The 16,500-nt window shown below is 24.3% G+C and carries 11 protein-coding genes and 2 tRNA genes; 6 read left to right on the top strand and 7 right to left on the bottom strand.

Going from position 1 to position 16,500, the window contains the following annotated elements; all coding sequences use genetic code 11:
• Nucleotides 1–2,691 (top strand): AAA family ATPase (locus OC680_RS01540; RefSeq protein ID WP_304515364.1); only part of this gene is annotated, 2,691 nt, incomplete at its 5' end.
• Nucleotides 2,692–2,898: 207 nt separating this feature from the next.
• Nucleotides 2,899–2,989, top strand: a tRNA-Ser gene (locus OC680_RS01545).
• A gap of 107 nt (nt 2,990–3,096) precedes the next feature.
• Here OC680_RS01545 and OC680_RS01550 read toward each other — a convergent pair.
• Complete coding sequence (locus OC680_RS01550; RefSeq protein ID WP_304515365.1) at nt 3,097–4,896, bottom strand: hypothetical protein; 1,800 nt, start codon at nt 4,894–4,896, stop codon at nt 3,097–3,099.
• A 1,344-nt stretch (nt 4,897–6,240) separates the two neighbouring features.
• On the opposite strand from OC680_RS01550, the gene OC680_RS01555 reads away from it, so the two are divergent.
• Nucleotides 6,241–7,440, top strand: a complete 1,200-nt coding sequence (locus tag OC680_RS01555) for a DEAD/DEAH box helicase (RefSeq protein ID WP_304515366.1) — start codon at nt 6,241–6,243, stop codon at nt 7,438–7,440.
• A complete protein-coding gene (locus tag OC680_RS01560; protein ID WP_304515367.1) occupies nt 7,437–8,303 on the top strand; it encodes a deoxyribonuclease IV in 867 nt (288 codons plus the stop codon). The genes OC680_RS01555 and OC680_RS01560 overlap by 4 nt, the downstream gene beginning before the upstream one ends.
• Before the next feature lie 109 nt (nt 8,304–8,412).
• On the opposite strand, the gene OC680_RS01565 is transcribed toward OC680_RS01560, so the two are convergent.
• The 6 genes from OC680_RS01565 to rpsP form a co-directional block, all read right to left on the bottom strand.
• A complete protein-coding gene (locus OC680_RS01565) occupies nt 8,413–9,135 on the bottom strand; it encodes a TrmH family RNA methyltransferase (RefSeq protein ID WP_304515368.1) in 723 nt (240 codons plus the stop codon).
• Nucleotides 9,136–9,242: 107 nt separating this feature from the next.
• Nucleotides 9,243–9,683, bottom strand: coding sequence for an iron-sulfur cluster assembly scaffold protein (locus OC680_RS01570; protein ID WP_304515369.1), 441 nt, complete (start codon nt 9,681–9,683; stop codon nt 9,243–9,245).
• A 62-nt stretch (nt 9,684–9,745) separates the two neighbouring features.
• The gene (tyrS, locus tag OC680_RS01575) at nt 9,746–10,999 is read right to left on the bottom strand and encodes a tyrosine--tRNA ligase (RefSeq protein WP_304515370.1); all 1,254 of its coding nucleotides are present in this window, start codon (nt 10,997–10,999) and stop codon (nt 9,746–9,748) included.
• Between the two features lie 121 nt (nt 11,000–11,120).
• Entirely contained in the window at nt 11,121–11,498 is a 378-nt protein-coding gene (rplS, locus tag OC680_RS01580) for a 50S ribosomal protein L19 (protein ID WP_304515371.1), read from the bottom strand.
• A gap of 102 nt (nt 11,499–11,600) precedes the next feature.
• Nucleotides 11,601–12,326 (bottom strand): tRNA (guanosine(37)-N1)-methyltransferase TrmD, encoded by a 726-nt coding sequence (gene trmD, locus OC680_RS01585; RefSeq protein ID WP_304515374.1) that lies wholly within the window; start codon nt 12,324–12,326, stop codon nt 11,601–11,603.
• Nucleotides 12,327–12,501: 175 nt separating this feature from the next.
• Nucleotides 12,502–12,741 (bottom strand): 30S ribosomal protein S16, encoded by a 240-nt coding sequence (rpsP, locus tag OC680_RS01590; protein ID WP_304515372.1) that lies wholly within the window; start codon nt 12,739–12,741, stop codon nt 12,502–12,504.
• Nucleotides 12,742–14,121: 1,380 nt separating this feature from the next.
• On the opposite strand from rpsP, the gene OC680_RS01595 reads away from it, so the two are divergent.
• Both OC680_RS01595 and OC680_RS01600 read left to right on the top strand, forming a co-directional pair.
• Complete coding sequence (locus OC680_RS01595) at nt 14,122–15,768, top strand: DEAD/DEAH box helicase (protein WP_304515373.1); 1,647 nt, start codon at nt 14,122–14,124, stop codon at nt 15,766–15,768.
• Nucleotides 15,769–16,241: 473 nt separating this feature from the next.
• A tRNA-Glu gene (locus tag OC680_RS01600) sits at nt 16,242–16,317 on the top strand.
• The last annotated feature ends 183 nt before the right edge of the window (nt 16,318–16,500 follow it).

Here is a 16,500-nt window from a genome sequence, read left to right on the forward strand (position 1 = left end):
ATGAACGCTGAAAGTAAACGACAATTACAAACTATTTTAACTGACCATCAACGTAAGTTACAAGCTACGCAAACTGAATTCGATAGCTTACAACGAGATTATCAACAAGCACAACAAGACATTGTAGAAGAAGAAAATAAAATAAAATTACAAAATGAAGCAATAAAAGTAATTGATAAATTTGCAGATAAGTTCGTTAATGTTTTAGAAGATATTCAACAAAAACATAGCGATAGTTTAAATCAAATAAGTTCTCGTGTTATAGATGTATTAGATAAAAACGAAAAACAGAAAATGAAAGAAACAACTCCTATTAGTAGATTTTTAAAAAATACCGAAGATATGCCAAGTTTTAAAGATGTTATAGGTATGGAAACAGAAATCGAACAATTAAAAGATAGTTTAGAATACTTAAAAAACATAAAAGAATATAAAAAAATGGGAATAAATAAAATGCCTAAAGGTATTTTATTGTATGGCCCTCCAGGTACAGGTAAAACTTATTTAGCAGAAGCTTTTGCTAAAGAATCTGGACTGCCTGTTTTCGCTTTAACATCAGCTGATTTTTCTAAAACTTATGTTGGTGAAAGTCCAAAATTAATCCAAGATCTTTTCGACGCAGCAAGAAAAAATTCTCCTAGTATTATTTTAATTGATGAATGTGAAAGTGTATTTAGAAGTCGTAATCACAATTTTCTAATTTCTGACCACGGAAATATTATTTCTGCTTTTCTATCACAAATAGAAGGTATCCATACTGATAAAAAGAAGCCTGTTTTTATTATTGGGACTACCAACTTTAAAGATCAAATAGATGAATCAATTTTAAGCCGTTTTAATAGACATATTAAAGTTAATTTCTGGAATCAAAAAGGGATTAAAAAATTTTTAGAAACAAAGGCACTTTCCTATAAATTAGATATTGAAGCATACCAATATTTGGTTAATGATTTATCGAAAATAATAGCTTATTCAGATAATGATCTTTTGAAAACTCCTAGAAGAATGATAGAATTACTTGATCAAGCAAGTATAATAGCTAGAAGAAAACATGACCATGTTAATATTTTGTTAGAAGATTTACATCTAGCATTTAATAGAATTTCACAATCTTCTATGCCGACTAATTGGGATTTACATACTCATAGGAAAAAAAATTGGAAAGAACTAGTAAATTTTAAAGAGTATAAACAAATAGAAATTAAACATCTTTTTAAAGACAGTCATTTTCAAGGGGAAGAAAGAAAATATTTTAATGCTATTCGCAATAAACATAATATGTTAGGACAAGTTGTATATAATAAACATTCTGATAATGAAATTCAAAATATTAATATAAACGAATATAAATCAAATATAAAAAAAACTTTTAACACAGAAAATCCCTTTCCTTCTGAATTATTAGGTTTCTATTTTCAAGATAATCAAGATGAATATAATTATAATAATAATAAAAAACGCCTTGAACCTGAAAATGTTGAAAGTTTAGAAGACGTTTTAAATACTGGAATAAAAGTTACTAAAAAAATCTATTTTATGTGGGATTTATTAAAACAACACGAAAATCAAAAAACATTTTATCAATTATTAGAAAAATATTTGTTGCAATTTCCTTTTCTAGTTCAAGAATCGACATTTGGCGAAGTAATATTAATCGTTTCTCAAAACATAGAAAATAACGAATTAGAAATCGAACAAAGCATAATAAAGTTCATAGATGAAATAAAAGAAAAATTAATAGGAGAAATTATTGATGAAATAAGTTTTTCTAGTATTAAGAATGAAATTCTGAATTTTGATATAAAAAAAGTAATTAATGATAAAATAGAAAAACTTTGGAAAAGAAAAGATATTTTATCATTAGAAGTTTTAAAATCAGAAACTATTCACGAAGTTAAAAACTATTTAGAACAATACTTAGATGAATTATTACAAAATAAAATAAAAGAAGAATTAAGTAAAATTAGTTTTAATCCAAAAATATTTTCTGCTAAGCAAATTTACAAAATAAAAAAAGATTTCAAACAAAAAATACACCATGATTTGCTATCATTTATTGTACCGCTTAAACAACATCATATAGAATTAGATGAACAAATTCAGAACAAAATAAATGAATATAAATTGGAATATTTTCATATAGACAGAAACATCTACAAAGGAATATGGAAAGAAAAAATATATAGTAAATTAAAAATAAATTTACCACATTTTGAAAAAGAAAAATTAGACCAATTGATTTTGCAAAAAACTGTTAAGACTTTATTTTTTACTGATTATAATATTGACGAAATTATTCATAATTTACAACAAGATATAGATAAATATACTGAAAAGTTTTGGAATGATTTAAATCATAAAATATCCAACATGACTAATCAGTACATTTTAATGGAGAATAATTGGAATCCGACACTAGATCATGGGATTATTCAATGGATTAACAAAGCAGCTTTTTTAATTGCTGAAAAAGAAGTGAAAAGAGACAATGCAACAGAGAAAAGCATTGAAGAAGCTGTTTATTCTTTTATCCAAAATTATAAAATTAATAATCAAAAAATAGATCCATGGTTTTATATTACATACATTTTTAAAAAAAATATTTATAAAATTACTTTATATTTAATATTGCTATTTATAGTATGGAATATGTTTTTTAAAATTAAGAAACAAAAAAGTAATACTTTTTAGATTAAATATTACAATATTTATAAAATAAATATTTATAAAATAAAAATATAATGTATTTAACAACCATATAATTATAATGGTTGTTAAATATAAATAATTTTATTTGAGTTATACGTTTTTTACATAAAAGATAAGTCTATTGAATTTTTATTTGATATTTTTGTTATAATGTCTCTGTTGATATTTCCACATTTTAATGATTCATGAGGAGTAGTACTCAAGTGGTTATAAGAGGCATCTCTGCTAAGGATGTAGGCCAAAATATGGTGCAAGGGTTCGAATCCCTTCTGCTCCGCCATTAGTTATTTTGATTTTAAATAAATAAAAAACCTTATATATGAAGAAAAATTCATACATAAGGTTTTTATTATTTTTGAAATAAGTTTTTTTAGGTTTAATAAATCTTCAGTTAAATTTATTTAATTTTTGGAAAATGTAAAATAAAATTAATGTAATAATAATTATGAAAAATATTACAAGAGTTAAATATGATGCAAAACTCATTTGGTTAGAATCATCTTGTTCTTTTGTGTTAGATTCATCAGAAGGAGTAATTTCACTGGAAGAATCTCCGCTTGTTGATTGTGGTGGATATTCATTGATCAATTTTCGATAATCTTCATATAAATTTTCTAATTTAGCTTTAGTTTTATCTAAGAAATTTTCGGACGAACTTAACATAGAATAAATTTCTTCTATAACTTCTTTGCTTCCTAAAATTTGTTCTGTTGGAATTATGTATTTTTCTAGTGAATAGGTAGTGGTTTTTGTTTCTGCTATTTTTTCAGAATCTTGATTGACTTTGTAAGCTTTTTCTAAAAATGTCTCTATTTCTCCCCAACTACCGAAAAAAATATCAAAATTATTTTTTATTTCTTCAATTTTTAATTGATCAATAGATTTAGCAGATTGCTCTTCTATTTTTTTTAAAAAAGGTTCAAAATATTCTTTGAATTGCTTTTGGGCTGATTCTACTTGAGTTTTGATTGTTAGAAGATTTGCTTTTATTTGTAATTCTGAGCTATCGTAAGTCTCTTGTTTTTCTAATTCATTTATATTCTTATTTAAATTTATTAGAAGATCTTCAAATGATATTGTATTTAGTCTCTTATTAATTATCTCTATTTTTTCTTTTGGAAACATTGACTTTACATTTTCTTTTAAGGCTTTGGTACTCTCTAATATTTGTCTACACTTAGTTTGTACTTCTTCATTTTGTGCATTTTGATTTTGTATGTCATTAATGATTTGTTCCAAAGTTTTTTCTTCCGAAGTAGAAAAACTTGGTTTTAATGTTTTCTCATTTATTGTTTTTGTTGTTTTAAATTGTTGTTTAAGTTTTTTTGTAATATCTTGATGTTTATAGCTAGCAATTAACTTTTGGTAGTTTACATGTAAATTAGAAAACGCATATTCAAGTGTTTTTAAAGCTATTCTTTCTTTAATAATATCTAAAACTGTTTTTACTTTTGATTTCATACTTGATAAAAGTTGTTTAGAAATTAAACTGTTTTTAAAAGTATCATCTTGTTTTAGTAAATTTTTATTAAATTCGCTTATTTTTGTTTCAGATTCTTTATTAATTGTTATAATATCTTCTATATCAGATTCTACTTTTTCTAAATATGTTTGTAAATCTTTAGCTAAATTATTTAGATATATTTTTGAAGAGCTTTCTAATTCTTCTATTTTCATTGATTTATCCGTTATAATAGGTTTTGTAAGTTCTTCTGTTTTATTAATAGTAGTGGATACTAAATTATTAGTTTCTGTCATTATTTTTTCTACTAATTTTTTTATTTTATTAAGGTTTTCTAAGATTTTTTGATCTATTTCTTTATTTTCATTCTTTTGGGTTAATCCATTTATTTGGTCGTCTAAAGTATTTTTTAAGTTAGACGAAAATTCGAAGATTTGTGTATTAATAGATTTCGAAGAGTTTGAATTTATCCAAGTATTAGATATTTCTTGAAAAAATTTTTTTGTTTCTTCTTTTAAGATATTAATATTTTTTAGTAATTTATCACAATTATTTTTTATTTGTTCATCTTGATATTTGTTTTTTATTTTTTGAATTTCTTGTTCTATATCTAAATTGATATTATCGTTTGCTCTTGTATTGATAAAATAAGAATAACAAGGAGAAATCAAAAATAAACTAATAAACAAAATTTGAATAATAAGTAATAGTTGAAATTTGTACATTCCAATCTTATTTTTGAATTTTAGCGATAGCAGAGTATAACTCATTTTTATTTAACCTATCTATACCTTTCTTAAAAATTTATTACTCTACATGATACCATTTTATAACATAAAAAAAACAAAAAAATGTATACTTCGTGGTATAAAAAAATATCTAACAAATTTAATTTAAATAAAACTTTAATCTGATTTCAAGATGTGTTTTTAATATTAAATCTAATTCTTTTTCTATTGTTATTCTTCGCTTCTGATCTTTATTCTATGAATACTTTACAATATAAAAATATTCAAAAATACTCTCTTTTAAAGAGTTTTTTTGAATATAATTTTAGAGTATCATTTGTATTTGAGTAAGGGTACTTTTTTTGTATTTTTTAGTTTTATTTTTATAATTGATTTGCTTTTTATTCATTTTGATGTGTGTTTAGTTAATATTTTGTTAATCTAAGATTCATCTGTGGCTTTATGTTTTTTCATCATTTAAATGAAAAAAACAAATATCCACATAAAACAACGTAAAATATAAATTAATTTAAATTAGGATAGAAAGGGAGTTAAAGAAATAACGCATTCATATCAATTATTTTTAATTTCTGAATTTTATTACATTTGATATTTTTAACTAAAGATATAAACTGAAAACTTTTAAAAATCTAAAATTATTTATTTTTAAAGATAAAAAGAAGGGATCTATAGTATGTCAAATTTAAATCAAAACGAAAGAAAAGATAAATTTCAAAAATACACATATACAAAAAGAAAAAATATTCACAAAAGAAAAAAACTTTCTTTTATGAAAATTATTTCCATTATAATAATTCTTTTTATGTTATTCACAACAATAGTGCTGCCCATATACTACTTTATTAAAAAATAAAATATTAAAACAAATTTAAAGATGATTTTCGAATTTATAATAGTTGAATGAACTATAACAAGATTATTTTTTAATTTATAAAATCATTAAATTAATTGAAATGACACTAAGAAATTTAAATTTATATAGTTTTTTAATCTTTTTCTTATAACTCATTCTAATTCTTAACTGTATACTTTTGCTTTATTGTTGCTAAAAGTTGGTAGTTATTTTATTAGAATTATGTATACTTTTTTTGCGTATTCTTACCCACTATTCTATTAAATTTATAAATTTTTTTCTATTATTTTACAAAAAATATAGAAGATATCAATTTCATATTTGTTATTAACAAATATAACGGAAACGAAAAAATTTAACTATTTTGAGTGATTAAAAAAATTTTTTTTAAAATTATAGTGTATAATTAGCGTAGAAATTTCAAGCAATTGTATGTCTTAAATTCTTGATAAAGGAGACAAATAAAGTTGCAAACATATTTAGAAAGAAAATTAAAAGAATTAAATTTTTTTAATATTACACCCATTCAAAAAAAAGTTTTTACATCGTTTGAACAACCTCTTCATTTAGTTGGAATATCTCCTACTGGCACAGGAAAAACACATGCTTATTTACTACCAATACTTAGCAAAATAGCTTGGCAAAGAAACATAATACAGGCTGTTATAATAGCACCTACTAACGAACTTGTTTTTCAAATATTTCAAATGCTAAAGGGGATAGAAAAACAAAATTCTAAAGTCAAAATTTTCTACGGTGGCATGGATCAAAAAAAAATAACTTCCCACTTAAAAACTAAACAACCGCCCGTTGTTATCGCTACTTTGAACCAATTAGTTAAGTATACAATAACTAATAAACAACTTAATATTTACAAGGCTTCTTTTCTAGTTTTGGACGAAGCAGATATGTTATTTGACTCGAAGTCTTTATCTTTGATAAATCTTTTATTAATTAGATGGCATCCGAAAATTTTACTTTTTTCAGCATCTATTACAACTCATATGAAACCTTTTGTTGATAAATATTTTGGTAAATCTTTATTTTTAAACACTAACAAAGAACAAAGATTGAAAATCAAATATTACGCATTACATAGTTTTTGTTATAAACGTCTAAATGATTTAGTGCATTTAGCTAAAAAAATAAATCCCTATGCAGCCTTAATTTTTGTCTCAAATAAAAAAAATCAGTTTCATGTTTATGAAACCTTAAAAAAAGAAAATCTAAATGTTTTAAATTTTTCCTCTGATCTATTAGTCAAACAAAGAAAAAGATATATCTCTGAAATTCACAAAAATAAATATCAGTATATTGTATCAAGCGATTTAACAGCTAGGGGGTTAGATTTGGATATTTCTTGGGTTATTCATTATGATTTACCTATAAAAAATTTAGAGTTCTTTCAACATCGAAGCGGCAGAACAGGAAGATTAGGTAAAGAAGGTAATGTTTTAGTTTTATATGATGAAAAAGAAAAAACTTACTTAGAAAAAATAAAGAAACTTTATCAAATTACATTCCAAAATATTGAATTAACTCCAAATGGTTATAAAATTAAAATATCAAAATCTAACATTTTTTTAAAAAAAAATGTGCATAATTATAAATTACAAAAATGTTTACCAAATAAAAAAAAGCTTTTTAAGCGAAGAGTGAAAAAATGATAATAATAGGTAGCCATGTATCTTTTAAAAAACCTCTAATGTATTTAGGTGCTTTGCGACAAGCTTTGTCTTTTGGTGCTAATACTTTTATGATTTATTCAGGACCGCCGCAAAATACAAAAAGATTAGAAATTGATTCGGGAAATATACAAAAAACACTAGAAGAAATGAAAATAAAACAACTTAGTTGGAATCACTTAATCGGCCATGCTCCTTATATTATTAATTTATCAAACCCTTTTATCATTAAGAGAACTTTTGCTATTGATTTTCTTGCACAAGAGTTAAACAGATTTGAGCAGATGAAAATCCCTCAAATGGTATTGCATCCAGGTAATAACCTCAATAGAAATAAGAAAGAAGCTATAGAATGGATTGCTTCAGGCATTAATACGATTTTTAAAAAGACTTCAAATTTAAAAATTAAAATCGCTTTAGAGACTATGGCTGGAAAGGGTAATGAAATAGGTTGTTGTTTTCAAGAATTAAGAGATATTATCGATCTTATTGACGATAAAAAAAGGATTTCTGTTTGCTTTGATACTTGTCATGTTTTTGATTCTGGTTATGATATTAAAGATCATTTCGAACTTGTGATGCAAGACTTTGATTCTATTATAAATCTTAAATATTTATCTGTTTTTCATATTAATGATTCTAAAAATGACTTAGGTAGTAAAAAAGATCGTCATGCTAATATTGGTTATGGTTCAATAGGTTTTATGCCTTTAATGAAAATTATTTATCATCCTTCTTTTTTACATATACCTAAAATTTTAGAAACACCTTTTATCAACGAGGAGCCCCCTTATAAACAAGAAATTGATATGATTAAACAAAAAAAATTTAACATGATATTTTAGTAAATAAATATATTTTTTATGATCTAAATTTTTTTTATCTTTGTTACGATAAATAGTTTATTTTTTTTTCTTCGTTGGAGCTTTTAGTTTATAAAAGACTTTCATTGAATTAATAACGGAGAAGATACATTAAAATGCTTCCAGCTACACTTACATTAAGACTTTCTATTGGATTAGTTTTAATATGTAAAAAGTAATCAGAAATATTTTTTATTTCATTAGAAATTCCAATTCCTTCATTACCTAATACTAGAATAATTTTTTTGTTTTTTAAAAAAATTTTATTTATTTTATTCAAATCAATATTTTTTTCATATACACAAGCACTAAAAATATGATATTTTTTTTCTTTTTGTGAAATAATAAATTTTTTAATATTGCCTCTTTCTAAAAATAAATTAAAAATAGCACCTTGGCTGGATCTTATAGTTTTTTCATTGTAATAATCTACACTTTTAGAACTGAAGAAAATATGTCTAAACCCAAAAGCACAAGCGCTTCTCATTAGTACTCCGGCATTTTTAGGATCTTGTACATCATCTAATGCTAAAATTTTGTTGGTTTCAATGGTTTTTTGTGTCATTCTGCAAACTGCTACTTGTGAATATAAAACTTTGTTTTTGTTTAAATTTTTCATTAAAGTTTTTTGAATCAAAATGCCTTTTTCTTTGTTAGGGTTAATAGTATATAATTCTGAGATGATTTCTTTTTTTTCAGCTTCTTGAATTATATTTTTTCCGAATATTAAGAATTCTTGATATAAATTACGATATTTCTTGGAAAGAAGTTTTTTTAATTTTTTAAACTTAGGATTGTTTTTTGATAAAATCATTATTAATTCTTTCTGGTTTTGTATCTATTAAATTAAGTAGAGTTTTCTCAATATGTTTAATAAGCTATTTGATATAATTATTCTAATTCAAATTTAGAAATTAATAATTATTTTTCAAGATTTTTTAATAATAATAGCCAAGGCGCACTTATACAGATAAATTTTCCTGGAAAAAAAGAAATTGGTTTTAAACATAACAAATCTTTATCTAAAATATCTTCTTGAAAAGGTTTATTTTGTATCATATTAATAAAATTTTCTATTTTACATATACCTAACTTAAAATTTAAATTTTTTAAATAAACAGACATCAAAGAGGCAGAAGCAATGAAAATTGAACATCCTTCCGCTTCATATCTTATATTTGTAATTATTTTTTGGTAAAAATATATCTGTATTTTAATTTTATCTCCACAATTTATATTGTTGTTCTTTAATACTACATAGTTTGGTTGGTGTTTTTTCGAATCTTTTATTAATCCCTTATTTAAAGGGTTTTTATAGTGCTTAATAAGCAGTGCTCGGTATGATTGATTGTTTAATTTCATAAAAAATCTTTTCTTTGAAAATTTTATAGATACATATAAACTAATGTTTTATTGAAGAATATTTATTTAAGAATAATCAAAGCATGAAATTTATTTTTTTTAGTCAATAAAATATATTTATTCAGTAAAGTTTCTTGTTTAGTTAAGTAAACATCTGTTTGTTTTATTACTTGTCCAAAAATTTTAATGGAACCGCATAATATTAATAATTTAGATTCTTTTTTGGAACTAGTTAATTTAGTTTTTATTAAAGCGTTAATTAACGAAATATTATTTTTTGTTTCAAAGAAAGATATATGTTTTTTCAATAATTGAAAATCATTTTTATTTATTACTTGTTTGTCTTTATAAAATAGAATTTTACTAATTCGAAAACATTCTTCGTATTTTTCTTTGCCATAAAGAAAAATGACAACATTTGCGGCTAACGTTTTTTGAGCTATTCTTTGTTTAGGATTAAAAGTTATTTCTTTTTCTAATTCCATAATTTCATTTGGCTTAAGTAGAGTTATTTTTTTTAGGTAGTTAATGACACATTGATCTGGAATATTTACAAGAAATTGGTATGTTTCATAAGGACTAGTTAATTTTTCGTCTAACCATAAATTATTTTTTTCACTTTTGCCAAATTTTACGCCCTGGCTATTTAATAATAAAGGTATGCTCATTCCAACAGCTTTATTATTTTTATGGGGATTAGATAACTTACGAATTAATTCTAACCCGCTAGTAATATTGCCCCACTGATCTGAACCGCCTAGTTGAAGTACAACGTTTTTATCTTCATAAAGACGATAAAAATCTAAAGCTTGTAATATCATATAAGAAAACTCAGTATATGAAATACCCTTTTTTAATCTTTTTGATACTAGTTCTTTGGAGAGCATATAATTTACATTAAATAATTTACCATAAGTTCTTAAAAAGGTTATGACATCTAACTTTGATATCCAAGTATAATTATCTACAAAATTTACCTTATTATCAGTAGATAGCATATTTTTTAATTGGTGCTTTATTTTTCTAGAGTTATATTTTATATCTTTATTAGATAACAGTTTTCTCTCAGAAGTCTCTTTAGGATCCCCAATTAAGCCAGTGGATGTACCAATAAGAATAAAAGGATTATGACCTTTTTTGTGCAAAAGTAAAATGGCTATAATCAGAACTAAATGTCCTAAAGTTAAAGAACTAGCACTAGGATCAATTCCACAATAAAAATTAATTTTTCCATGATTTAATAATTCTTCTAATTCTTTTTCATTACTACAATCTTGAATAAAATTGCGCCATTTTAATTCTTGGAATAAAAACATTAGTAATCTCCTATTTAATAGGATCAATAGTATCTTATAATACTTATACTAAAAATCAGATTATTTGCATGTGATTTGTAAGAATAATTTAAGGTATTTTTTATTAAATAAGAAGAAGTTTTTACTTTTTTTGAATATTATTTTCTCTTTTTGTTTTTATTCTAGAGGCTTTAGCTGACAAGTTTCTTATATAATAGAGCTTTGCACGGTTAACAATTCCGTAATTTATTACTTCTATTTTTTCACATAAAGGCGAATGAATAGAAAAAGTTCGTTCTACTCCTGTCCCGGAATAAACTTTTCTTACTGTGAAAGTTTCAGAAATACCGCTTCCTTGACGTTTAATAACTACGCCTTGAAACGTTTGGATTCTTTTTTTATCATTGCTACTATCAACTTGGATAAAAACTTTTACTGTATCTCCTGCTTTGAAATTATCATTTTTTTTATAATTATTTTTGCTAGCAAAATCCAGTAATTCTTTTTCTTTTAAAACCATTTTATTTTTTCCGTTATTCCTTTTTTATATTTTTATTATCGAAAAATGCAGGTTAATAAATTGTTGTGATTGTTTGACTATTATTATTCGCTTATTTTTTCTCTAGCTATCTTTTTTAATTTCTTCTAATATTTTTTTCATATTTTCGCTTAATTTGATTCTTTTTAAAAGCTCTGGTCTTTTAATAAAAGTGTTTCTCAGACTTTCCTTTTCTTTCCATTTAATAATTTTTTTATGATCTCCAGATAAAAGCACTTCAGGAACTTTTTGATTTTTATAATTCTGTGGTCTAGTATATTGGGGATATTTAAGTAGCCCATTTTGGTGTGAATCATTTAAATAAGATTCTTTTTTTATTACTCCAGGTGTTAATCTAATAATGGTATCCATAACGACCATAGCTGCAATTTCGCCACCAGTTAAAATATAGTCCCCTATAGAAATTTCTTCGTCAACATAATTTAAAATTCTTGCATCTACTCCTTCGTAATTACCACATAAAATTACTAAATGGTTTAATTTTTGTACATATTCGTAAGCTTTTTTTTGGTTTAATAAAATTCCTTGAGGAGATAATAGAATTATTCTACTCTTAGTAGTGGTTTTTATTTTTTGGAGACAATCATATAAAGGAGGAAAAGTTAACAACATACCAACATCTCCGCTATAAGGTCTATCGTCTATTTGATTATGTTTATTTTGGCTATATTTTCTTAAATCATGAATGTTTATTTTAACTTTTTTTTGTATTTGAGCTCTTTTAACAATAGAATTATTTAAAAAAATGTCAAAAAAATAAGGGAAAATTGTGATAATATCGAAATTCATTTTCATAATTTTTCATTATCCTCTAGGATTTTTTAAGTTTTAAGTGTGATAAAGGAAAAGTAAACCGCATTAAAATAATATAAGTTGTTACTATTCAAGACTATTCAAGAGAATAATAGAAAATTAAGAAGGCTTATGAAGAAAGAAAATGTGCTCAAGTAATAAATATTTATAACTATTTTTGATTTTTAAATTTTTTATATAATTTTTTTACAATTGTAGTTGGTTGGCCACCTACTGAAATCCATTTTTCTATTTTAGTTGTATTCAGGTTTGATGAATCGCGTAGCGGTGCATAACTACCTAAAATTTCTAGAAATTTGCCGTCTCTTTTATTTCTAGAATTAGCAGCTACTATGCGATAAAAAGGTTTTTTATGAGAACCTAAAAGTTGTAAACGTATTTTAACTGACATTTCTCTGCTCCAGACTGTGTGTTTTCGTGTTTTTTATATTTAAATACGATAATTAACTCACCTTGCTAAATTATAAAATAAAAAACAATTGCTGTCAATCTCTTATAAAGAATTTTTATTTTAAGATAAAAATAGTTAAGTTTTCGCAATTAACTATCTTGTAATCGATTTTGTTTTTGTAACTACTTTTGATTTATTATAAAAGTCGTAATACGACAATCTCTTTTTAAAAAATAAATAACTCCAATTAGTGTTTCGGTTTTTATACTATTATATTTAAACCATTATTTTACTCCATATGAATTCAGATATTAATATATTTCAATTTACTCTATATGGAGCGGTTAGATATTTAATAGTTGCAAAAAGGCTTTATCTTAGTTATAATAAAGGGGTATAATTTATGGCTAAGAATACGCTTTATCAAAAAACATGAGAATGAAATAAACAGTGTTATTTTTATGTTTGTGTTCGTACATGCAACACATTCGCTGTTATTAAACATTTTTAGGTCGTTGCTGTCATTACTAAATTTTTGCGTTAATCATAAACCTAGACTCTCGATTATTCTTAATTATTTTAAGCAAGAAGAAAGATTTAAATTTTTTGTTATTTCCATCTTTTTTAATTTAACTAGATAAAATAAAAGTTTGGTTTTACGTCGCTATTTTAACTCTGTATAGCGACAAAACAACGCAAAAAATATAGGAAATTTTCTCTATTTCATTTTTACTTTGTAAAGTATTATTTATAATATTGCTTTTTTTCAACGCTTACAACTAGCATATAACTAGCTATTTCTGTTTATTAGTTTTAGCAGATGCACAGATATTATCTGTCCTGACTACATTTATTACAGGTATGCTTCGTAAATAGGCAATTTATTTCTAAACTAAAGAAGTAAAAAAGATAGAAAGTCAAAAATTATTTTCTTACCAAACCTTTAATTAATATCAAATTATAAAACATACGAGAATTCTATTGAACAGATTTGCTTATCTTACTTAACAAAGTATACTAGTTTAGTGTAGTCTATTTTCAGCTTTGTAGAATTCTCTTTGCTGAATTTGAATTTCAGGCAAGCTCATTTTGCTTATCTTTATTTTTCTTTATGTTGCATTGTATTTATATTTTGATTTTAATTTTGGCATTAATTTTGGCATATTTAATACATGAAGAGAGTTTACCAAATAGATTTTTGAGTTAATGAAAGTTTTGCTTAATAAATTTACTAAGATAATTCTATGTTTAGTTTTTTATTAAGGTTTTTTATTAAGGTTTTTTATTAAGGTTTTTTATTAAGGTTTTTTATTAAGTACAAAATATAAAAAAGATTTGTATTAGAATTAAGTATTTTAAAATACACGAAAGGAAATTAAAATGAGTATTTCGTTCTCAGAATTAAAATTATTACCACAAATAGAAAATGCTTTATTAGATTTAAACTTTTCTAATCCTACAGATGTTCAATCACTAGTGATACCTGAAATGATTAAAGGTTATGATATTGTTGTGCAGTCACAAACAGGAACTGGAAAAACCTTTGCTTTTGCTATTCCAACAATAGCAAAAATTGACCCTCGTGTTAAAGAGGTTCAATCTTTAATATTATGTCCAACAAGAGAATTAGCTTTACAAGTTTTTAACGAAATTAATAAGTTGCTGAAATTTTATTCAGAGATAAAAACAGCAGTTATTTATGGTGGAGAATCTTATACTCAACAATTTCAGGCTTTAGAAGCAAAACCGCATATTATTATTGCTACTCCTGGAAGAATTATAGATCTTCTCCAAAGGAAAAGAGTTAATTTATCTACTGTTAAGATTTTAATTTTTGATGAAGCCGATGAAATGTTGAAAATGGGATTTCAAGAAGCTGTAGAGACTATTTTAGAAAAAATACCTAAAAATAGACAAACAGCTTTATTTTCAGCTACTATGCCTGCTTCTATTAAACAGATAACATTGAAGTATCAAAATAATCCTAAAATATTGAAAACTTTGCAAAAAAATATTGCAGTAACATCTATCGAACAATTTTATTTCATAGTTAAAGAATTAGATAAAAATAAACTTTTGGTTCGTTTATTAGATTATGAAAATCCTGACTCAGTAATTATTTTTGCCAATACTAAAAGGACTGTAGATAATATCCTTTCTCATTTGCAAAGCAAAGGTTTTTTAGTAGATGCTATTCACGGAGATTTAAAACAAAAACAAAGACAATATGTCATGAATAATTTTAGGAAGAAACATACTAGAATTTTAGTTGCTACTGACGTTGCTGCTAGAGGGTTAGATATTACAGATATTAAAATGGTTATCAACTATGACTTATCCTATGATGAAGAAGTTTATGTTCACAGAATCGGGAGAACAGGAAGAGCAGGAAAATCAGGAGTTTCTTACAGTTTTGTTAATGTAAAACAAATGATGCAATTGAAGAAATTAGAAAGTTATTTAAAGGAAAAATTAATTTTTGTTAGTGTGCCAACTATAGAGGAAATTTATAATAGACAAAATCAATTTTTTCAAAATAAAGTAATCAACTTAATAGAAGCAAAAATTCAAGAAAATCCAAAAGAAAATGTTCTAGCAGATAGTTTGTTACAAAAATATGAAGCAAAAAAAATTATTTCTGGTTTATTACAATATTTAATGCCTGAAAAAAGACAATATGAGGATATAATGACTCCAAGAACTTTTAGTAATGTTTCTTATCATAGTAATTATAAAGGAAGTTCTGTTAGTAAAATTAAAAAAAGTTTTGATGATTATAACAAATTTCGAAAGCCTGACATGACTAAATTAGTAATTAATTTGGGGAAAGAAGATGGTATTAATCCTTCTATATTTTTAAAAATAATGAGTGAAAAATTTAATATCTACAGTAAAAATATTGGCAATATTAAACATCTTGGTGATAAGACTATTTTTGAAATCTCAAATCGTTTTCTTTTACAAGTTAAAACCAAAAATAACATTTATTTAGGGGAAAAACTTTTAAAAGTTTCAAGTCACCAGTAAATTTTTAGTGAACAACTGGAGCTTGATTTGATAAACAATAATTTTTATTATTTTATGAACTGTATACAAATGAACAATAAAACAAATTTTTTTGATAAGAATCTGTTTTCCCATTTAAGAATGTAAATAGTTTAACAATTCAAATTAAGCTTTCCTTTTAGTTTTAATATAAATAAATTTTTTATAAAAATTTTTATATAAAGATTTTAAAATTTCAATTTTCTGTTTGTACAACATGGTGTAATTATATTTTATCATTCTATCTCAACATTAACAGAAAATGTTATTGACTTTTAGCTATGAATATTGTTAAAATGATAGGCACTAAAAGTATTTGCTATGATTTTTGTGTTTATATTCTAAATTAGATATTTTTCCGTTGTTGTTTTGTTTTATAGTCGGAAATTTTACAATTTGATATTTTAAAATGTAATTTTTAATTTTATTAAAGTTTAAGATCCAGTTAATTGTAAGGCCCGTTGGAGAAACGGTTAACTCACATGCCTTTCACGCATGCATTCACGGGTTCGAATCCCGTACGGGTCACCAATTTATTATGTTTAGGAGCACCCATAGCTCAACTGGATAGAGTATCTGACTACGAAGGGCGCTAGTTCGGGCGTAAATGAAAGAGGATTAAGGCACCTCGTTCCTCATGATAATGGGAAGAAGTAACGGATTAACCTGAGTTTGAAAAAACAAAAGGGACCAAAGCATATCCGTAAAGTGATT

Origin of the sequence: Candidatus Phytoplasma melaleucae (genome assembly GCF_030588185.1) — a bacterium.
Lineage (GTDB): Bacteria > Bacillota_I > Bacilli_A > Acholeplasmatales > Acholeplasmataceae > Phytoplasma > Phytoplasma melaleucae.